Origin of the sequence: Mesorhizobium metallidurans STM 2683 (genome assembly GCF_000350085.1) — a bacterium.
Lineage (GTDB): Bacteria > Pseudomonadota > Alphaproteobacteria > Rhizobiales > Rhizobiaceae > Mesorhizobium > Mesorhizobium metallidurans.
The window spans coordinates 1-18303 of sequence record NZ_CAUM01000044.1 but is presented as its reverse complement, the minus strand read 5'-3'; the positions used below and the strand labels follow the sequence as shown (position 1 = coordinate 18303).

Sequence of the window (18303 nt, the reverse complement as noted above, 5' to 3'; positions counted from 1 at the left end):
AACCTATCCAGCCAGTGCCATCCGGTAGGCGACGCTCTGCCGGTGATGCGCATGGCAAATGGCGATGGCCAGCGCGTCGGCGGCATCGTCGGTGTCGAAGATGGCTTTCGGCATCAGCACCTTGACCATCATGTGAATCTGCTTCTTGTCGCCATGGCCGACGCCGATCACCGCTTTCTTCACCGCGTTGGGGGCGTATTCCGCGACCACCAGCCCCGCACGCGCCGGCACCAGCATGGCAATGCCGCGCGCCTGGCCAAGCTTCAGCGTGGCTGCCGCATCCTTGTTGACGAAGGTCTGCTCGACCGCCGCCTCGTGCGGCATGGCTGAATGCAGGATTTCTGTCAGCCCGTCATGCAATTGGCAGAGCCGTATCGCCAGCGCCGCCTTGTCGTCGGAACGCACGGTGCCGGAGGCAACGAAGCGCAGCGAATTGCCGAGGCTCTCGACGATGCCCCAGCCGGTGCGCCTCAGCCCCGGATCGATGCCGATGATGCGAATCGCTTCCCCCATACGCCAAGTTTACCCACGGCGGAAAGCGATGCCAGCGAAATGTGAACAAACCAGAAACGACCTCTGGCTACGTCCAGGGGAAGCCTTGAAGAGACTGTTTCGAAAGTCGCTCCGGCGAGTCATATGGTGGTGGTTTCGAGAACCGGCCTACGCCGGCGGTAGCCTTAACTGCCACGATCGCTCATCAGTGCTTCGGCCGGCGAAGACCGGAAGCGCAGAAAACGCCATCAGATGGCCGCCGGAGTAGAGTTTCCAAACAGTCTCTCAGCCGCGGGCAAAAGCCGTGTTCAGCAACGTGATCTGGTCGGAAACCGGATTGACGCGGCGGCTTGCCGGCGGCATGTCGGCCGTCGCTTCGCCGTAGACTTCCTCGTCCATGCGGCGCACCAGCGCCTGCAGGCGCAGCGAACGATTGACGAGGTCGACAAAATCCTTGGGCAGTTCGGCCCAGCCTGCCGCTTCATCATGGGCGGAGGCGGTGTCGAGACGCACCTTGGATTTTTCGGAAGCCACCTGATCGCGCGTCATCTCGCCGGAATTGGCCGCCCGCTGCAAAAGCAGCCAGGAGGCAACCTGCATCAGCCTGGTGGTCAGCCGCATCGATTCGGCCGCATAGAGCGTCGCCGCCAGTCTGGACAGTTTCCTCGCCTCGGCCCGGCCCTTGCCGTCCAGATATTCGGCCGCCTGTTCAACCAGGCCCATGCCTTCCTGGTAGAGCGGCTTGAAGGATTGGGAGAAAACCCGGCGTTCAGCCAGCTTGACGGTTTTCGCGCTTCCCCTCGAAGTCTCGTTCATCATACCCCTGCACTTGCCTTACAGCCGGCCGATTCGGCATCATTGCCGTCACGCCGCACCCTATATGACCGAGATTTGAAAATGCGCTTCGGGGCCGATGAAGGCAAGCACATGTTTAACAAACGGTTAACGGCGCCTCGGGACAAAAAAAGAGCCGCGGGTAAGGCGGCTCTCAGGAGTTTAACAGGGAGGCGTCAAACAAAGTGGCTCCAACCACTCGGTAAGAATCCAGATCACTGGATGCACATAGTAAACGCCTGTAAAGCTTAATGAACCCTTAACAGCGCGGATATTTTTTGACCGAGCGCCGCCCGCCTGTGCCGTAACAGCACAGGGATCCGGCCTGTCAGGATCGTATCGAATGCGCGCTCAGGCCTTCCACAGCGCCGGCAAGGCGATGAAAGCGAACAACAACATCCCCGCGTAGAAGGCCATCGAGGACACTGCCACCAGCGGCTCGATCGCCGGGTTGCCGGCAAGCAGGACATAGAGGCCGACCAGCAGGCCGATGCCGCTGATGGCCGTCAGCCAGAAGTGCACGGTGGCTAGTTTCTTTTGGCCGATTGCCGGAAACAGATGGTAGAAAAACGCAAACACCGCCGACATCAGCCACCCCGCCACCATCGTGTGGGCGTGGGTCGGCATCTGGCTATGGTCCTGGCTGATCGCCATGTATAGCCCCAATGCCATGCCGCACAGTGAGTAGATGATGGCCAACGTGAAGAAATTTCGTGCCGTCCCTTGCATAGTATCCCCCGAAATTGCCTTTTCCCGTCGCGGGCATGGGTTCTAGTCACAGGCGGTCGGCCCGCCACCGGATTCCCGGACTCGGCGCATTATCATCGAGAATGTTTCCAATTGATGCCGCCCCGACTCCTTCCGGTGGTGTCACAATAGCAAGAAACAGCATGGCAGGCTCGCACAATTGCGGAGCGATTCATTCCTGTCGCACTGAGCCGGCTGCTGAGCCGCCGTCGCAGAAGGCCGGCGATCCCGTCCCACAGAAGCTTGACCGCGACGACGGCCACCGTCGCATAGGTGAACGGATAGAACAGCTCAGGCCGCATCCGCCGCACCAGCCAGGCGCCGGCGATGGTCGAGAGCGGCGCCAGCGGCATCAGCACCGCCGACGCCGTCCGATTGGCGGTGTCGAACTGGCCGAGCGCGAAATAGGGGACGAGCTTCAGCGCATTGGTGGCGGCGAACAGGATGGCGCTGGTGCCCGACAGCACCTTGGGGTCGAGCCGGATCGGCAGCGCGTAGATCTGGAATGGTGGGCCGCCGACATGGGCGACGAAGCTGGTGAAGCCGGCGATCGTGCCCCAGAACGCGGCCGCCACGCGATTGGGCTGCGCCGAATGCGTCGCACCGTGGCGGATCTGCACATAGATCCAGCGCAGCACGAAGACGATGGCCACCGTTCCGACGATCAGCCTGACCATTTCTTCCGTGACGAACGCCGCCGTCAGCCAGCCAAGCCCGATCCCGGCGACGGCGCCCGGCATCATGTCGACCAGCATCCTGCGGTCGTAGACGCCCCACCACGTCCACACCGAGACGATGTCCATCAGGCACAGGATGGGCAACAGGATGGCCGCCGCCTGCACGGGCGGCATGGCCAGCGCCATCATCGGCACGCCGATGAGGCCGACGGCGCCGCCGAACCCGCCCTTGGACAGGCCGGTCAGGATGACGGCCGGAATGGTCGCGGCATAGAACCAGGGATCGAGAACAAGACCGGACATCGGAAACAAGCTGGAGGGGGAAAGGAGGCTGGAGGGAAGGTCGGATTCCGCAATAGACCAGAAATGATCACGCCGCGACCGCAAATATATGCGCCATGCCACCAGGGCCTGTCACATGTTTGGGATGTCGAGCGGCGGCGGACGCCGCCGGATCGGCTGCGCCTTGATGATCGCGGTGCTCGTTTCGGCCTTGTCGGCGATACGGTCGAGGAGCCGGTCCAACTCGCCGATCGAGCGCACGAACAGCCGGGCGACAAAGCAGTCGTCGCCGGTCACCTTGTCGCATTCGCCGAACTCGGGAATTTCTTCGATCAGCTTCTGCACGATATGCAGCTTGCCGGGCAGCGGCCGGATGCGAACGATCGCCTGCAGGGGATAACCCAGCGCCGCCGGATCGATCTCGATGGTGAAGGCCCTGATGACGCCGCGCTCCTCGAGCCGCCGCAAACGCTCCGAAACGCTCGGCGACGACAACCCGACCTCTCGGGCCAGTTCCTTCAGCGAGGTTCGCGAATCCTTGATCAGGATTTCGAGAAGACGTCGGTCCAGATCGTCCAACATTTGACATTCCTCAGGCAAAAGGCGGGATAGACCTTATTTAATTAGGCGACACACACATATCACCTGCCGCAGCACATGGAAAGCATCCGAGCCGCATGAGATCATCCGTCGTCAACGGCTTACGGGAGTATCTTTATGGACAGCGCAACGCGCGGCACCATCGAAATGACCGCCGCAATGGCGATCCTCGGCACGATCGGCTGGTTCGTCGTCATGTCGGGCCAGCCGATCATGGACGTGGTCTTCTGGCGTTGCGCCTTTGGCGCCGTCACCTTGCTGATCATCTGCACCGCGCTCGGACTGCTGCGCGGCAGGCTGTCGCTTCGTATCGTCGCGATTGCCGCCGTCGGAGGTGCCGCCATCGTCATCAATTGGCTTTTGCTGTTCAGCTCGTTTTCCCGCGCTTCGATCTCGATCGCCACGGCGGTCTACAACACGCAGCCCTTCATGCTTGTCGGTTTCGGCGCGCTCTTTTTCTCGGAGCGGCTGACCACGACCAAGCTGATCTGGCTCGGCATCGCCTTCGCCGGCATGCTGCTGATCGTGCAGGCCTCGCCCGATGCAGGTCCCGGTGCGGGTAATGTTGGCACGGATTACTTCGCCGGCATCGCGATGGCGCTGGCAGCGGCCTTCTTCTGGGCCGTTGCCGCCATCGTCACCAAGACGCTCAAGGGCACGCCGCCGCATTTGATTGCCTTGATCCAGGTCTGCGTCGGCGTCGTCATGCTGGCGCCTTTCGCCAATTTCTCCCAGCTTCCCGCCGATGCGTGGAGCTGGGCCATGCTGGCGACGCTTGGCGTCGTCCATACCGGCCTGATGTACATATTGATGTACGGCGCCATCCAGAAGCTGCCGACCCACCTGCAGGGGTCGCTGTCCTTCATCTATCCCGTGGTCGCGATCCTGGTCGATGTCGTCGCCTTCGGCCACAGGCTGCATCCGGCCCAGATCGTCGGCGCCGCCGCCATCCTGATCGCAGCAGCCGGCATGAATCTCGGCTGGTCGCTATGGAAGCCGAAAGCGCCGACCGAAAGCTCTGAAACCGTCAGATGAGCGCCCGCCGGCGATCGTAAACCAAGCCATCGCAATGATCCCGGCCCGCCTGTTCAAGGCGGCAGCTTTGTTCTAATGCATGTCGCGCAAAAGTGCGCAGCGGTTTCGCGACAACGACATGCATAGAAAAAGAGCTTAAAGCGCGTTGCATGAATCCGTTCTACGCGACGCGCTTTATGCCGCAATGCAACCATCTTCGCCCGGCATAGGCGAAAACCGGGATCGAAGACCAATGAACGACGCAATGCCTCCAAATCGCTGCCGCATCGTGCTGATCGCGCCACCCGGCGCGTCGGCCGAGCGCATCGGCGCGGCGTTCGAGGGCGGCGACGTCGCCTCGCTGATCCTGCCCGAAAACGACATGGACGAAGCCTCATTCCAGGCCTTCGCCGAGAAGATCGTGCCGGTGGCGCAAGCGGCGGGCGCCGCCGTCGTCATTGCCGGCGACACCCGCATCGCCGGCCGCGTCCAGGCCGACGGCATCCATGTCGACGTCGGCAAGGCCGAACTCGCCGAGACGATCGAACACTTCCAGGCCAAAATGATGGTCGGCTGCGGCGGCGCCAAGACCCGAGACGATGCGTTGGAGCTCGGTGAACTCCGGCCCGATTATATCTTCTTCGGCCGCTTCGGTTACGACAACAAGCCGGAGCCGCACCCGCGCAACCTGTCGCTGGGACAATGGTGGGCGGATGTGATCCAGATCCCTTGCATCGTCATGGCCGGGTCGGACATCACTTCTATCGAAGCAGTGGCCGCCACCGGCGCCGAATTCGTCGCCCTGTCCAGCGCCGTCTTCGCCGACGGCGTCGATCCAAAGGTGGCGATCGCCAGGGCCAACGCGTTGCTCGACGAAACCGCGCCGCGTTTCGAGGACTGACGTGCTGCGCCGGACAATCCTTTTCCATGCCTTCCTCGCGGCGCTTGCGGTGCAGGCCGTCGCGGCTGAAAATACCGTCCCATTGCCGCAACCCAAGCCCGACGGCGGCGCACACGCGGACAAGCCGATCGACACGCCGCTGCCGCAGCCCGCCACCACGGCTCCGCTGCCGTCGGCCGACGCCATCAATCCCGAACGCTTCGGCGCCAAGCCGTCGGACCCCGCCTACGGCGCCTTTCAGCGCGGCCTTTACAAGACGGCCTATAACCTGGCTTTGGTCCGCGCCCGGAACGGCGACCCGGCTGCGCAGACGCTGGCGGCCGAGATACTGTCGCGCGGTCTCGGCGTACCGCTCAACGCCGCGGAGGCGGCAAAATGGTACGCGCTTGCCGCCGAGCAGGGCATACCGGAATCGCAGTTCCAGTATGCGCTGATGCTGCTCGACGGCCGCTACGTCAAGAAGGATGAAAAGGAAGCATATGCGCTGATGCAGTCGGCCGCCGAGGCCGGCAATCGCCTGGCGCAATTCAACTTTGCGCAGTTGCTGGTCAAGCAGGATCCCGGCGACGCGGGCCTCGCCAAGGCCGCGTCCTACTATGAGCGCGCCGCCGCGACCGGCCTTGCCGACGCGCAATACGCGATGGCGCAGATCTATGCCAATGGCGCCGGCGGCAAGCCGCGTGACGATGTCCAGGCGCGCGGCCTGCTGGCGCAGGCCGCACGGCAGAACTACGATACGGCACAGATCGATCTCGCCGCCTGGATGATCGAGGGACGCGGCGGCCCACGCGACCTGAAATCCGGCTTCGGCTGGATGAAGCAGGCCGCCGAAGGTGGCAATGTCGCCGCCCAGAACCGGCTCGCCAAGCTCTACATGGAAGGCATCGGCACCGATCCGGATCTGATCCTTGCCGGCGCCTGGTACATCGTCGCCCGCCGCGCCGGGCTCATCGATCCGCGGATGGATGATTTTCTGCAAGGTTTGGACGACGACCAGACCAAGCAAATACTGCAGAAGGCGAACCGTCTGCCGTAACGCCGCGGATTGCCGCCCCCCCGCGGTTCAGGCTCGCTCCCTTGCCTCTTCGTGCGATTTGTGGTCTTGGGGGCCAAAATCGCCCATTGGGCGAACATCTCATTCCGGATCAAAATCAGCATGGCCAAGATCAATGGCAACGAAATCCGTCCCGGCTATGTCATCGAGCACGATGGCGGCCTGTGGGTGGCGGTCAGGACCAATACCGTCAAGCCCGGCAAGGGCGGCGCCTACAATCAGGTCGAACTGAAGAACCTCATCAACGGCACCAAGCTCAACGAGCGCTTCCGCTCGGCCGAGACCGTCGAGCAGATCCGGCTCGATCTGAAGGATTTCTCCTTCCTCTACGAGCAGGACGGGGCACTGGTGTTCATGGACACCGAAAGCTACGAGCAGCTCGAACTGCAGAAGGATTTCGTCGGCGACCGCGCCGCCTTCCTGCAGGACGGCATGATGGTGACGGTCCAGCTCTATGAGGAAAGGCCGATCGGTATTTCGCTGCCCGACCAGGTGACGCTGACCATCACCGAGGCCGACCCGGTGGTGAAAGGCCAGACCGCGGCCTCGTCCTACAAGCCGGCGATGCTGGAAAACGGCATCCGCGTGCTGGTGCCGCCCTTCATAGGCTCGGGCGAGCGCATCATCGTCGACACCAACGAAATCACCTACGTGCGCCGCGCGGACTGACGCCCAGTGCATGTCGCCCAAAAGTGCGCAGCGGTTTTGGGATAACGACATGCATAAAACAAAGACTTAAAGTACGTCGCATAAATCCGGATAGCTGCGACGTGCTTTAGCAGCAGGAAGAGCACAATGGCGCGTTCAGCACTTCTCAATGTCATGGTCCAGGCCGCCATGAAGGCCGGCCGCTCGCTGTCGCGCGACTTCGGCGAAGTACAGAACCTCCAGGTCTCGATGAAGGGGCCGGGCGACTATGTCAGCCAGGCCGACCGCAAGGCCGAGGATATCCTCTTCACCGAACTGTCGAAGGCGCGGCCGGGCTATGCCTTCCTGATGGAGGAGCGCGGCGCGGTCGCGGGCGATGACGGCCAGCACCGCTGGCTCGTCGATCCGCTCGACGGCACCACCAATTTCCTGCATGGCATTCCGCTCTTCGCCATCTCGATTGCGCTGGAACGCCAGGGCCAGATCGTCGCCGGCGTCGTCTACAATCCGGCGATGGACGAGCTCTACACCGCCGAGCGCGGCGGCGGCGCCTTCATGAACGACCGCCGGCTGCGCGTTGCCGGCAGAACGAAGCTCACCGATGCCGTGATCGGCTGCGGCGTGCCGCATCTCGGGCGCGGCCAGCATGGCAATTTCCTCGTCGAACTGCGCAATGTGATGGCCGAGGTCTCCGGCGTACGCCGCCTCGGCTCCGCCTCGCTCGATCTCGCTTACGTTGCCGCCGGGCGCATGGACGGGTTCTGGGAAGTCGGCCTGTCGGCCTGGGATATCGCCGCCGGGTTGCTTTTGATCCGCGAAGCCGGCGGCTTCGTTTCCGACTTTGCCGGTGGGCAGGAGATGCTGGAGGGCGGCTCGGTCGTCGCCGGCAACGAGGTCATCCAGCGCGCACTGCTGAAGACGGTGAAGAAGCCGGTGACGCCGCGCTGACAATTTGGCGCAGTCGTAAAACCGCAACCGAAACTTGAAATACTGTCCGGCGTCCACCCAGATAAGGGAGACGCAGGATCTTTCATGACCAACGCCGGCCCCGAATCTCAGATCGAAATCCCCTTCATGGGACGCTGGCACTATTCGCGCGCCGAGATGATCGCCGACGGCATCGTCCATGCGGTCGGCATCGTGCTGGCGATATCGGCCGGCTCGACGTTGTTGGCGCTGGCCGCCTTTTATACCGGTCCTGGCGAGTATATCGCCGCCGCCTTCTATGTGGTCTCGCTGCTCACCGTGCTCTCGGTCTCGCTGGCCTATAATCTGTGGCCAATATCCTCACCGGTGAAGTGGATATTGCGGCGCTTCGACCATGCCGCGATCTACCTTTTGATCGCCGCGACCTACACGCCCTTCCTTGCCCAGCTCGACGGCTCGCCGCTGACCGTCTCGATGATCGTCCTGGTCTGGACTGCTGCGGCGATCGGCATCGCCATCAAGGTATTTCTTCCCGGCCGTTTCGACCGGCTGGCGGTCGTCTTCTATCTCGCCATCGGCTGGAGCGGCATCGTCCTGGTTAAGCCGCTCGTTGAGACGCTGCCGGCGACATCGATCGTGCTGATCGTTGCTGGCGGCATCGTCTATTCCTGCGGCGTCATCTTTTTCGCCTGGAAGGGCCTGCGCTTCCACAATGCGCTGTGGCACGGCTTTGTTGTCACCGGCGCCGGCCTGCATCTGGCCGCCATGGTCGACTGCCTGGTCATTAACCGACTCTGACCCAAGGGTAGCAATCGGCGGCCAATATTGCCAAGCGCCATTCAATTTCGTCACAATTCCGTTTAGAGTCGCGCTCAACGTGAATGGCGGTGGCATCGGAAACGGGGCACGGATGGCTTTTCTCAGATCCCTTGGCATAGGCAGGCGCTCCGACGTCCTGGCCTACGATCCCCACAAATTGTCCAGCCCGCAGGTCTTTCTGCTCACCATGGTCATCTTCCTGGTGATCGTCGCCTTCATCGCTGCCATCCTGACCCGTCAGATCTCGACCGCTTTCGTCACCAATCCCGGCCTCAATGGCCTGATCATCGGCGTGCTGGTGGTCGGCATCCTGCTTGCCTTCGTGCAGGTCGGGCGGCTGTTTCGCGAAGTGCGCTGGGTCAACTCCTTCCGGGCCGGCTCCGAAACCACCGAACCGGTGTTGCTGGCGCCGATGAAGGCCATGCTCAGCCGCTCGTCGTCAATGGCCTTTTCGACCAGTTCGATGCGCACCATGCTCGATTCGATCGCCACCCGCCTCGACGAAAGCCGCGACACCTCGCGCTACCTCGTCGGGCTGCTGGTGTTCCTTGGGCTGCTCGGCACCTTCTGGGGCCTGCTCAACACGATCGGCTCGATCCGCGAAACCATCGATTCGCTCGATCCCGGCACTGGTGACGCCGCCGCCGTGCTGGAATCCCTGAAGCAGGGGCTTTCCGCACCGCTGGCCGGCATGGGCACCGCCTTCTCGTCCTCGCTGTTCGGTCTGTCCGGCTCGCTGGTGCTCGGCTTCCTCGACCTGCAGGCCGGCCGCGCCCAGACGCGCTTCTACACCGAGCTTGAGAACTGGTTGTCCTCGGTTACCGATTTGTCGTCGGATATCGTCGTTTCCGATCCGGCCAAGGCCGAATCCTCCGACGAGATCCGCGTCCTGTCGGAGAAGCTGCGCAGCCTTCAGGAGAATGGCGGCAGCCCCAACCCGCGCGTCGCCACCGCCATGGCCAACCTTGCCGACGGCATTTCCGGCCTGGTCAAGAACATGCGCTCCGAGCAGCAGATCATGCGCGACTGGGTCGAGGCCCAGTCCGACGAGCAGAAGGCGATGCGCAACACGCTGGAGAAGATCGCCGACGCCCTGAAGAAGCCGGGAGTCCACTGACGTGGCGCTGGCGCGGACGCGGCGCAGCGATCGCCGCATCGACTATTGGCCGGGCTTCGTCGATGCGCTGTCGACGCTGCTGCTGGCGATCATGTTCCTGCTGACGGTCTTCGTGCTGGCGCAGTTCCTGCTCGGCCGCGAAATCTCCGGCAAGGACACGGTGCTCAACCGCCTTAACTCGCAGATCAACGAACTGACCCAGCTTCTGGCGCTGGAACGCTCGACGACGCAGGACAAGGAAGATTCGCTCGCCAATCTGCAGGCGTCGCTATCACAGTCGGAGGCGGAAAAGAGCCGGCTCGAACAATTGCTGGCGCAGGGCGCTGGCGCCGGCGACGCGGCCAACCAGCGCGCCACGGCACTTTCGGGAGAGCTCGAAGGTCAGCGCCAGATCAGCCAGCAGGCGCTGAGCCAGGTCGAAATCCTCAACCAGCAGATCGCCGCACTTCGCAAGCAGATCGGAGCGCTCGAAGACGCGCTCAACGTGTCCGAAACGCGCGATCGCGATTCCAACACCAAGATCGCCGATCTCGGCCGCCGCCTGAATGTCGCGCTGGCGCAACGCGTGCAGGAGCTGAACCGCTACCGGTCCGACTTCTTCGGGCGCCTGCGTGAAATCCTCGCCGACCGCGAAAACATCCGCATCGTCGGCGACCGCTTCGTCTTCCAGTCGGAAGTGCTTTTCCCGCCCGGCTCCGAGGTGATCAACGATGCCGGCAAGGTCGAGATGAAGAAGCTCGCCGACGCCATCATCGAGCTGCAGAAGGAGATCCCGCCGGAGATCAGCTGGGTGCTGCGCGTCGACGGTCACACCGACAACGTTCCGCTATCGGGCACCGGCCGCTACCGCGACAATTGGGAACTGTCGACGGCGCGTTCGACCTCGGTGGTGAAATTCCTGATCGAGAACGGCGTGCCGGCCAACCGGCTGGTCGCGGCCGGCTTCGGCGAATTCCAGCCGCTCGATCCCGCCGACACCGAAGAAGCGCGCAACAAGAACCGTCGCATTGAACTGAAGCTCACCGAACGGTGATCCCGCATCACGCGAATTTGTCAGCCAGCTCAGTACACTTCGCCGCGACGCATTCCTACTTCCTCCGAAGGGCCGAGAACCGCCGGCGATGGCTCACGCATCGCGACGCGACGGAACCGGACGACCCGTGGCCGGAAGGCGGGTGATCCAAACCGCCGCCTTCCTCGGTAAAAGGAGACGCAACGATGCGCTCTTTCAAGACTCTCAGGACGGCAACCCTCACCGCACTTTTCGTCGCCGTTCCGTTTGCTGGCGCCTACGCCGCATCGACCTTCTCCGGCCCCAGCGTGACAGCGTTGATCGATCAAGTGCAGGGCGTGGAGAAAGGCATCACGGACGCGATGCAGGTGAACAAGATCAAGCCGGCCGAGGCGCATAGGCTGCATATGCGGGCTGCTCACATCAGCCAGGTCGCCGAAAGGACGGCCGCCGCGGGACATGGCAGGATACCGGCTACGCAATATCAGCAGTTGCTGCACCAGCTCGATGACCTGAGCCAGACGCTCCGGGTTGACACTGGCAGCGCCTTCCTAATGGGCAACGGCGGCGATGGCGGATATTATCCAAACGGCTACGGCCCAAATCATCCAAACGGCTGAAACCATCCATCAGCGCCCCGCGGCTTTTTTCGGGCGCGCAAAGGACGCTGTAGCAATTTGATCTTGCGCATGATCCTTTTCCGGCCTTCGGTTCGGGATCATGCGCTAGCTCAACGCGAGCGCGATCAGCGCCAGCGCTGCCGGCACGGTCTGTATGAACAGAATTTTCCGGCCGACCGTCGCCGCGCCGTAGAGGCCGGCAATAGCGACGCAAAGCAGGAAGAACATTTTGATCTGAAAACCGGCCTCGCCGAGATAAAGTCCCCAGATCAGTCCGGCAGCGAGAAAGCCGTTGTAAAGCCCCTGGTTGGCGGCAAGCACCTTCGACGCGCTGGCGAATTCCGGCGTCAGGCTGAACGCTTTGTGGCCGCGTGGCGTATCCCACAGCACCATCTCCAGATAGACGATGTAGAGGTGGATCAGGGCCACCAGCCCGACCAGCACATTGGCGATCATGTTTCGTCTCCCCTCGCGGTCTTGTGCGCCGCCGAAAGACATTGATCACGCACGCCGCCGCCTCCGCAAGCTGTGTTGCTCTTGGCGTGACGAATCGAGGTCGGAACACTCGTGGCAGTGCACCGCCTGAGGGTTGCCAACCTCGGCGCATTGGTATCTTTTCGCCACCGTTCAAATTCACCGGAACCCGCCATGTCCTTTCAAAAACTCGACGATCTCGGCCACAAGCTCGAAGCGCTGGAACATGCACTTGCCATCCTAGGCGCCGACGAGGCGACGCATATGGCCGTCGGCGGCGGCGAGAAGCGCGCCGAGGCGATGTCGGCCCTTGCCGGCATGCATCACCGGCAGGCCACGGCACCGGAGATCGCCGACTGGATCGCGGCGGCCGAACAGGAAACGCTGAATGAAGAACAGCAGGCGGCGCTCAAGGAGTTCCGGCGCCAATACACCAACCTGACCTGCCTGCCCGTCGAATTCGTCGAACGCCAGACAGCCGCGCGCATGCGCTCCGAGCAGCTCTGGCGCGACCTGCGCGCGAAAAACGACTGGGCCGGCTTCCTGCCGGCGCTCGAAGGCGTGGTGGCCCTGGTGCGCGAGGAAGCTGCATTGCGCGCCGACGTGCTCGGCCTCAATCCCTATGACGCGCTGATGGAGCAGTATGATCCCGGCAACCGCGTCGCCGACATAACGCCGGTCTTTGCCGAGCTGAAGACTTTCCTCAAGACGTTCGTCCCGGAGGCGCTGGCCGTGCAGGAGGCGCGGCTGGCAAGGCGCCCGCTGAAGCCGCTTTCGGGCAGCTACGCGATCGACAGGCAGCGTGAACTGGGCCTCGCCATGATGGCGGCCGTCGGCTTCGACCTGACCCACGGCTCACTGTCGGTGTCGCATCATCCGTTCTGCGGCGGCGTACCCAGCGACGTGCGCATCACCACCCGCTACAAGACGACCGACTTCCTGTCGGCGCTGATGGGCGTGCTGCACGAGACCGGCCACGCGCTTTACGAGCAGAACCTGCCCAAGCGATGGTCGCACTGGCCGCTCGGCAAGGCGCGCGGCATGGCGGTGCATGAAAGCCAGAGCCTGTTCGTCGAAAAGCAGCTCGGCCGCAACCCGCAATTCTGGCGTTGGGCGCTGCCGGTGGTCGAAAGGCATCTCGTCGAGGCCTGGTCGATCGACGACATCCTGCCGCATGTGCACCGGGTCGAGCGCGGCCTGATCCGCGTCGACGCCGACGAGGTGACCTACCCGCTGCACGTCATCCTGCGCTACGAGCTGGAGCAGGAGCTGGTATCAGGGCGGCTGGAGGCGGCGGACCTCCCCGAAGCCTGGGACGCCAAGATGCGCGAATATCTCGGCCTGTCGACCATCGACAACCCCGCTGACGGCCCGATGCAGGACGTGCACTGGCCGGGTGCGGCCTTCGGTTATTTTCCCTCCTACACGCTGGGCGCCATGATGGCGGCGCAGCAATGGGCGGCGCTGACGCGCGACCATCCTTCGGCCGACGAAGACCTCGCCAGGGGAGATTTCGCCGCGATCAACGATTGGCGCCGCGAAAAGATCTGGTCGCAGGGCTCGCGCTGGTCGACGCCGGAGCTGCTCGAACGAGCGACAGGTGAAAAACTGAACGCCGCGTATTTCACGGAGCATCTGAAGAAGCGCTACGGAACCCCATAAGTCAACGGTTCCACTGAAGACCGGACACGGCCAGCAAACAGCCCCATTTGCGCACCATTTCGTACTGCTATATCTTATGACGGAGAGGTGCGCAGATGAACGCTTCAGGTTCTAAGGAACGCGCAACGTTTTCGATCGACAGCGCTGTCAAGGAGACGCTTGAGAGCCAAGTTCCGAAGAGCAAGCGATCCCGCTTTGTTGAAGAGGCGATCGCAAAGGCATTGAAGGATGCCGCGAAAGAACGCGCTCTGAAAATGTTGCGAGAATTCAAGCCAGTCTCGACAGGTGGTGAAAATTCGACCGACGTGTTGCGCAGAATTCGCCAGGAAATGGATGGCCGGTCGCCGGACATCGATTTTCATAAAGCTCTTTCGTGACGAGGATGGCAGCGAACAGGCCCGAGATCTGTTTGCGAAAAACATTGCCGACGCTCGCGTGATGGCCGCTCCCGGCATTCTCCTTTACGAGGCGCTATCGGCCGCGCTTCACTATGAACAATCCTTCGTCATGGTCGCAAAGCTGATTGCCGGATTGCGGGAAGGCGGATTCCAGCTTCTGGAACCAGATATGGACGAACTGGCCAAAACACAGGAAATGACGACGTATCTGAGTCCTGCCGGCGGATATCCGACGCTCAACGATTGCGTTTACCACGCAATCGCAATCAATCGCGCTGGAACATTGGTGACAGCCGACCAGCGGCATTTTGCCAAAACGAAGCACCTGGACAGCATCGTCCTTCTCGCGGACTGGCAGCCCGACTGAGATTTTCTCTACTCCGCAGCGCCCCTGAAGGCACTCGCCCCAGTCTCGAACTGCAATTTGGCCAGCCGCGCATAAATGCCGCCCTTGGCGACGAGGCTCTGATGCGTGCCTTCCTCGACGATGCGGCCGTTTTCCATGACCAGGATGCGGTCGGCCTTCAGCACCGTCGCCAGACGGTGGGCGATGACGATGGTGGTGCGGCCCTGCATCAGCCGTTCCAGCGCCGTCTGCACCAGCGTCTCGCTTTCGGCGTCCAGTGCCGAGGTCGCCTCGTCGAGCAGAAGGATCGGCGCGTCGCGCAGGATGGCGCGCGCGATCGCCACGCGCTGGCGCTGGCCGCCGGACAGCGTCACGCCGCGTTCGCCGACCTGGCTGTCATAGCCCTTCTCGAGTTTCACGATGAACTCGCCGGCAAGCGCATCCTTGGCGGCCGCCTCGATCTCGGCGTCGCTGGCGCCCGGCCGGCCGAAGCCGATATTGTCGCGCGCGCTCGCCGCGAAGATGGTGACGTCCTGCGGCACGATGGCGATGCGTTCGCGGATGGCGGCGGGATCGGCCTCGCGCGCATCGACGCCATCGATCAGGATCCTGCCGGTTTCAGGATCGTAGAAGCGCAGGATCAGCGAAAAGACGGTGCTCTTGCCGGCGCCCGACGGGCCGACGATCGCCACCGTCTCGCCGGGCTTCACCTGAAAGCTCAGGCCATGTACGGCGGCGCGGTCGGGCCGGGCCGGATAGGAGAAGGACACGTCGTCGAAACGGATCGCGCCCCTGGCTGTCGCCGGCAGCGGCTTCGGGTCGGCGGGCGGCTGGATGGCGGGCCTCTCGGCCAGGATCTCGGTCAGTCGCTCGGCGGCGCCCGCCGCCTGGGCCAGCTCGCCCCAGACTTCCGACAGCGCGCCGAGCGCGCCGGCGGCAAACACCGAATAGAGCAGGAACTGGCCGAGCGTGCCGGGCGACAGCGTGCCGGTAAGCACGTCGCGCGAGCCGAACCATAGCACCGCCACCACCGAGGAAAAGATCATGAAGATGGCAAAGAAGGTGAGGAAGGAACGGGCGAAGATCGAGGAACGCGCCGCTTCGAAGGCGGCTTCCACGGCGGATGAAAAATGCCCTGTGACCAGCTTCTCGTTGGTGAAGGCCTGCAGCGTGCGCACCGCGCCGATCTGCTCGCTGGCATAGGCGGTGGCGTCGGCCAGCGTGTCCTGAGCCTGCCGCGATTTGCGCCGCACCGAACGGCCGAACGCGACCAGCGGCAGCACAATGACGGGAATCGCTGATATGACCAGGCCGGACAGTTTCGGGCTGGTGACGACCATCATCGCCACCGCGCCAAGGCCGAGGATGACATTGCGCAGCGCCACCGAGGCGGTGGCGCCGACGGCCGATTTCACCTGCGTCGTGTCGGCGGCGAGCCGCGACACGATCTCGCCGGACTGGGCGGTGTCGAAGAAGGACGGCGACAGCGTCGTGACATGGGCGAACACATCGCGGCGGATGTCGGCGACGACGCGCTCGCCAAGCGTGATGACAAAATAGTAGCGGCCGGCCGAAGCCGCCGCCAACAGGGCGGCCATTGCCACCAGCGCGGCGAAATACTCGGCGATGAAAATGGTGCTGGAAGCGGAAAAACCGTGGTCGATCATGCGCCGCACCGCCAGCGGCAGGGCCAGTGTGGTTGCCGCCGCGACGACCAGCGAAATGACAGCGCCAATGACCAGTTTGCGGTAGCGGGTGAGATAGGGAAACAGGCGGCTGAGCGGCCTCAGCGAGCGCCGGCGCTCGTCTGCATCGCCACTGATGTCCGCCATGACCGTTTCCTCTGGCCGCCTTTTGCCATGCGCCTCAATATGCGCTTGCCGCGGCCTTGTGATTCAATTCCGGCTGATGTATAGGCTCGCCGACCGTTTTAGAAGCCGTGGCTCCTCAATAGCTGCGGCTTCGAGTTTTAAAAAGGGGCGCATCGACGCAGGCCATAGGCCCGTCAGCCGCGCCGGCAAGCCAGAGTTCAGGAACAGAACCATGAAGACCGATATCCATCCCGACTATCACACCATCAAGGTCGTCATGACCGACGGCACCGAATACATGACCCGTTCGACCTGGGGCAAGGAAGGCGATACGATGAACCTCGATATCGACCCGACCACCCATCCGGCCTGGACCGGCGGCCAGCAGACCCTGCTCGACCGCGGCGGCCGCCTGTCGAAGTTCAAGAAGCGTTTCGAAGGTTTCGGCCTTTAAAGCCCTCTTGGCTTGTCACAGATCAAAAACCCGCCCTTGAGGCGGGTTTTTTGTCATCTGGGCTTGGCACTTCGCCGAGTTGAGGCTTCGTAATGAGGCAGCCTTACTCGGCCAACAGTTCCCGCAGCGCCATGCGCTTGTAGGCGGCGACCAGCCTGTCGCCTTCTTCTCGCCCGACCGAGATCGCCAGCCGCATCGCCGCCTCTCCCATCTGCCAGACCAGAAACGCTGTCGTTTCCAGCGCCGCCGGATCGGCGGCGGGCCGCAGCCGCTTCAGCACCGAGGTGAGAAACTCGGCGTTGGCCCGGCTGTCGGCGAGTTCGAGTTCGCGCAGCGCCTTGTCGGCCTGCGTGCCCGACCAGATGTCGCGCATGACAGGCTCGGCCAGGAACAGCCGGTAGTAGATATCGACCAGCTCCGAAAATGCCCGCCGCAGGCCCTCGGCATCGGTGACATCTGCAAGTGCTGCCGAGATGCAGGCCTGGCTTTCGGCGGTGTAGCGCTCGGCCAATGCCCAGACGATCGCCCGCTTGTCGGGGAAGAACTGATAGAGCGAGCCGATCGACACCCCGGCCCGTTCCGCCACTTCGCCCATGCGCATGGCATCGCTGCCCTGCTCGGCGATCAGCACTGATGCGGCGGCCAGCATGCGCTCGACCCGCTCGCGGCTGCGCTGCTGGCTGGGCGCGCGCCGTGGCGAAGCGATCTGTCCATCCTGCGAACCAGCTCTGCCTTCCATGAACGTCTCCCGGACGGATTCTCGACAGAAACGACTTGACTCGTAAAATACGAGGGTTTATCGCATTTTGCAAATGTGAGGATAACTCATATTTTTAGAACAGAGGACAAACACCATGAATGACGCAAGCAAACCGACCTTGATCCTCGGTGGCACCGGCAAGACCGGCCGCCGCCTGGCGGAACGATTGACCGCGCAAGGCCTGCCGGTGCGGATCGGCTCGCGTTCGGGTACGCCGGCCTTCGACTGGCAGGACAGGTCGACCTGGGCTCCGGCACTGGATGGCGTGGATGCCGTCTACATCAGCTACTATCCCGATCTTGCAGTGCCGGGCGCCGCCGAAGCGGTCGGTGCCTTTGCCGAACTTGCCGTGGAGCGCGGTGTCACCCGGCTGGTGCTGCTGTCGGGGCGCGGCGAAACGGAGGCGCAGCGCGCCGAAGAGATGCTGAAGGCCTCCGGCGCCGACTGGACGATCCTGCGCTGCGCCTGGTTTTCCCAAAACTTCAGCGAAGGCTTCCTTGTCGAGTCGTTGCTCGAGGGCGAAGTTGCGTTGCCGGTCGGCAATGTCGGCGAGCCATTTGTCGATGCCGACGATATCGCCGAGGCGGCATTTGTCGTGCTGACCCAGCCGGGCCATGTCGGCCAGCTCTACGAGCTGACCGGCCCGCGGCTGCT

Annotated in this window: 21 protein-coding genes and 1 pseudogene; 14 read left to right on the top strand and 8 right to left on the bottom strand. The window is 63.1% G+C overall.

Translation table 11 applies throughout. The features are described 5' to 3' along the window. Window positions 1-3: 3 nt before the first annotated feature. The 5 genes and pseudogenes from ruvC to MESS2_RS08470 all read right to left on the bottom strand — a co-directional run bounded on the left by ruvC (window position 4) and on the right by MESS2_RS08470 (window position 3614). On the bottom strand, window positions 4-513 hold the full coding sequence (gene ruvC, locus MESS2_RS08490) for a crossover junction endodeoxyribonuclease RuvC (protein ID WP_008873771.1): 510 nt from the start codon (window positions 511-513) through the stop codon (window positions 4-6). 264 nt (window positions 514-777) lie between these two features. Continuing rightward, complete coding sequence (gene rcdA, locus MESS2_RS08485) at window positions 778-1308, bottom strand: protease adaptor protein RcdA (RefSeq protein ID WP_040592527.1); 531 nt, start codon at window positions 1306-1308, stop codon at window positions 778-780. A gap of 369 nt (window positions 1309-1677) precedes the next feature. Then, a complete protein-coding gene (locus MESS2_RS08480) occupies window positions 1678-2055 on the bottom strand; it encodes a hypothetical protein (RefSeq protein WP_008873768.1) in 378 nt (125 codons plus the stop codon). A 230-nt stretch (window positions 2056-2285) separates the two neighbouring features. Next, a pseudogene (locus tag MESS2_RS08475) lies at window positions 2286-3053 on the bottom strand (sulfite exporter TauE/SafE family protein); the annotation flags it as partial. A 111-nt stretch (window positions 3054-3164) separates the two neighbouring features. Further along, a complete protein-coding gene (locus MESS2_RS08470) occupies window positions 3165-3614 on the bottom strand; it encodes an Lrp/AsnC family transcriptional regulator (protein WP_008873766.1) in 450 nt (149 codons plus the stop codon). A gap of 135 nt (window positions 3615-3749) precedes the next feature. On the opposite strand from MESS2_RS08470, the gene MESS2_RS08465 reads away from it, so the two are divergent. The 9 genes from MESS2_RS08465 to MESS2_RS08425 all read left to right on the top strand — a co-directional run bounded on the left by MESS2_RS08465 (window position 3750) and on the right by MESS2_RS08425 (window position 11744). Beyond that, window positions 3750-4667, top strand: coding sequence for a DMT family transporter (locus tag MESS2_RS08465; RefSeq protein WP_008873765.1), 918 nt, complete (start codon window positions 3750-3752; stop codon window positions 4665-4667). Window positions 4668-4899: 232 nt separating this feature from the next. Further along, on the top strand, window positions 4900-5547 hold the full coding sequence (locus MESS2_RS08460) for a thiamine phosphate synthase (RefSeq protein ID WP_008873764.1): 648 nt from the start codon (window positions 4900-4902) through the stop codon (window positions 5545-5547). 1 nt (window position 5548) lies between these two features. Continuing rightward, window positions 5549-6583, top strand: a complete 1035-nt coding sequence (locus tag MESS2_RS08455; protein WP_008873763.1) for a tetratricopeptide repeat protein — start codon at window positions 5549-5551, stop codon at window positions 6581-6583. A gap of 120 nt (window positions 6584-6703) precedes the next feature. Beyond that, window positions 6704-7270 carry an elongation factor P gene (gene efp, locus MESS2_RS08450; protein ID WP_008873762.1) on the top strand — a complete coding sequence of 189 codons (567 nt, stop codon included), beginning with the start codon at window positions 6704-6706 and terminating at the stop codon, window positions 7268-7270. A 126-nt stretch (window positions 7271-7396) separates the two neighbouring features. After that, window positions 7397-8197 carry an inositol monophosphatase family protein gene (locus MESS2_RS08445; RefSeq protein ID WP_008873761.1) on the top strand — a complete coding sequence of 267 codons (801 nt, stop codon included), beginning with the start codon at window positions 7397-7399 and terminating at the stop codon, window positions 8195-8197. 84 nt (window positions 8198-8281) lie between these two features. Then, complete coding sequence (trhA, locus tag MESS2_RS08440; RefSeq protein ID WP_008873760.1) at window positions 8282-8974, top strand: PAQR family membrane homeostasis protein TrhA; 693 nt, start codon at window positions 8282-8284, stop codon at window positions 8972-8974. A 112-nt stretch (window positions 8975-9086) separates the two neighbouring features. Then, entirely contained in the window at window positions 9087-10112 is a 1026-nt protein-coding gene (locus MESS2_RS08435) for a MotA/TolQ/ExbB proton channel family protein (protein ID WP_008873759.1), read from the top strand. 1 nt (window position 10113) lies between these two features. Continuing rightward, window positions 10114-11145, top strand: a complete 1032-nt coding sequence (locus tag MESS2_RS08430) for a peptidoglycan -binding protein (RefSeq protein WP_008873758.1) — start codon at window positions 10114-10116, stop codon at window positions 11143-11145. Window positions 11146-11330: 185 nt separating this feature from the next. Then, complete coding sequence (locus MESS2_RS08425) at window positions 11331-11744, top strand: hypothetical protein (protein ID WP_008873757.1); 414 nt, start codon at window positions 11331-11333, stop codon at window positions 11742-11744. A 105-nt stretch (window positions 11745-11849) separates the two neighbouring features. Here MESS2_RS08425 and MESS2_RS08420 read toward each other — a convergent pair whose 3' ends face one another. Beyond that, window positions 11850-12200, bottom strand: coding sequence for a DUF1304 domain-containing protein (locus tag MESS2_RS08420; protein WP_008873756.1), 351 nt, complete (start codon window positions 12198-12200; stop codon window positions 11850-11852). Window positions 12201-12392: 192 nt separating this feature from the next. Here MESS2_RS08420 and MESS2_RS08415 point away from each other — a divergent pair, with 192 nt between their 5' ends. The 3 genes from MESS2_RS08415 (at window position 12393) to MESS2_RS08410 (ending at window position 14645) form a co-directional block, all read left to right on the top strand. After that, window positions 12393-13880, top strand: coding sequence for a carboxypeptidase M32 (locus tag MESS2_RS08415; protein WP_008873755.1), 1488 nt, complete (start codon window positions 12393-12395; stop codon window positions 13878-13880). Between the two features lie 95 nt (window positions 13881-13975). Further along, the gene (locus MESS2_RS32195) at window positions 13976-14257 is read left to right on the top strand and encodes a hypothetical protein (protein WP_008873754.1); all 282 of its coding nucleotides are present in this window, start codon (window positions 13976-13978) and stop codon (window positions 14255-14257) included. Then, window positions 14214-14645: a type II toxin-antitoxin system VapC family toxin gene (locus MESS2_RS08410; protein ID WP_008873753.1), complete on the top strand. Its 432-nt coding sequence runs from the start codon at window positions 14214-14216 to the stop codon at window positions 14643-14645. The genes MESS2_RS32195 and MESS2_RS08410 overlap by 44 nt, the downstream gene beginning before the upstream one ends. 8 nt (window positions 14646-14653) lie before the next feature. On the opposite strand, the gene MESS2_RS08405 is transcribed toward MESS2_RS08410, so the two are convergent. Beyond that, window positions 14654-16456 (bottom strand): ABC transporter transmembrane domain-containing protein, encoded by a 1803-nt coding sequence (locus MESS2_RS08405; RefSeq protein WP_008873752.1) that lies wholly within the window; start codon window positions 16454-16456, stop codon window positions 14654-14656. A 211-nt stretch (window positions 16457-16667) separates the two neighbouring features. Here MESS2_RS08405 and rpmE point away from each other — a divergent pair, with 211 nt between their 5' ends. Next, window positions 16668-16889, top strand: a complete 222-nt coding sequence (rpmE, locus tag MESS2_RS08400; protein ID WP_006327661.1) for a 50S ribosomal protein L31 — start codon at window positions 16668-16670, stop codon at window positions 16887-16889. A gap of 103 nt (window positions 16890-16992) precedes the next feature. Here the strand turns inward: rpmE and MESS2_RS08395 are convergent, their stop codons facing one another. Then, window positions 16993-17628 (bottom strand): TetR/AcrR family transcriptional regulator, encoded by a 636-nt coding sequence (locus MESS2_RS08395; RefSeq protein ID WP_008873751.1) that lies wholly within the window; start codon window positions 17626-17628, stop codon window positions 16993-16995. A 115-nt stretch (window positions 17629-17743) separates the two neighbouring features. Between MESS2_RS08395 and MESS2_RS08390 the strand changes: the two genes are divergently transcribed. After that, on the top strand, window positions 17744-18303 hold a 560-nt coding region (locus MESS2_RS08390), incomplete at its 3' end, for an SDR family oxidoreductase (protein ID WP_040592525.1).

What these genes read in the sequence shown, in the direction of transcription:
- MESS2_RS08460 (WP_008873764.1), top strand. Translation starts at nt 4,900, where the DNA reads ATGAACGACGCAATGCCTCCAAATCGCTGCCGCATCGTGCTGATCGCG.
- MESS2_RS08415 (WP_008873755.1), top strand. Translation starts at nt 12,393, where the DNA reads ATGTCCTTTCAAAAACTCGACGATCTCGGCCACAAGCTCGAAGCGCTG.
- MESS2_RS08405 (WP_008873752.1), bottom strand. Translation starts at nt 16,456, where the DNA reads ATGGCGGACATCAGTGGCGATGCAGACGAGCGCCGGCGCTCGCTGAGG.
- efp (WP_008873762.1), top strand. Translation starts at nt 6,704, where the DNA reads ATGGCCAAGATCAATGGCAACGAAATCCGTCCCGGCTATGTCATCGAG.
- MESS2_RS08435 (WP_008873759.1), top strand. Translation starts at nt 9,087, where the DNA reads ATGGCTTTTCTCAGATCCCTTGGCATAGGCAGGCGCTCCGACGTCCTG.
- rcdA (WP_040592527.1), bottom strand. Translation starts at nt 1,308, where the DNA reads ATGAACGAGACTTCGAGGGGAAGCGCGAAAACCGTCAAGCTGGCTGAA.
- MESS2_RS32195 (WP_008873754.1), top strand. Translation starts at nt 13,976, where the DNA reads ATGAACGCTTCAGGTTCTAAGGAACGCGCAACGTTTTCGATCGACAGC.
- ruvC (WP_008873771.1), bottom strand. Translation starts at nt 513, where the DNA reads ATGGGGGAAGCGATTCGCATCATCGGCATCGATCCGGGGCTGAGGCGC.
- MESS2_RS08445 (WP_008873761.1), top strand. Translation starts at nt 7,397, where the DNA reads ATGGCGCGTTCAGCACTTCTCAATGTCATGGTCCAGGCCGCCATGAAG.
- MESS2_RS08470 (WP_008873766.1), bottom strand. Translation starts at nt 3,614, where the DNA reads ATGTTGGACGATCTGGACCGACGTCTTCTCGAAATCCTGATCAAGGAT.
- MESS2_RS08480 (WP_008873768.1), bottom strand. Translation starts at nt 2,055, where the DNA reads ATGCAAGGGACGGCACGAAATTTCTTCACGTTGGCCATCATCTACTCA.
- rpmE (WP_006327661.1), top strand. Translation starts at nt 16,668, where the DNA reads ATGAAGACCGATATCCATCCCGACTATCACACCATCAAGGTCGTCATG.
- MESS2_RS08420 (WP_008873756.1), bottom strand. Translation starts at nt 12,200, where the DNA reads ATGATCGCCAATGTGCTGGTCGGGCTGGTGGCCCTGATCCACCTCTAC.
- trhA (WP_008873760.1), top strand. Translation starts at nt 8,282, where the DNA reads ATGACCAACGCCGGCCCCGAATCTCAGATCGAAATCCCCTTCATGGGA.
- MESS2_RS08465 (WP_008873765.1), top strand. Translation starts at nt 3,750, where the DNA reads ATGGACAGCGCAACGCGCGGCACCATCGAAATGACCGCCGCAATGGCG.
- MESS2_RS08395 (WP_008873751.1), bottom strand. Translation starts at nt 17,628, where the DNA reads ATGGAAGGCAGAGCTGGTTCGCAGGATGGACAGATCGCTTCGCCACGG.
- MESS2_RS08410 (WP_008873753.1), top strand. Translation starts at nt 14,214, where the DNA reads ATGGCCGGTCGCCGGACATCGATTTTCATAAAGCTCTTTCGTGACGAG.
- MESS2_RS08425 (WP_008873757.1), top strand. Translation starts at nt 11,331, where the DNA reads ATGCGCTCTTTCAAGACTCTCAGGACGGCAACCCTCACCGCACTTTTC.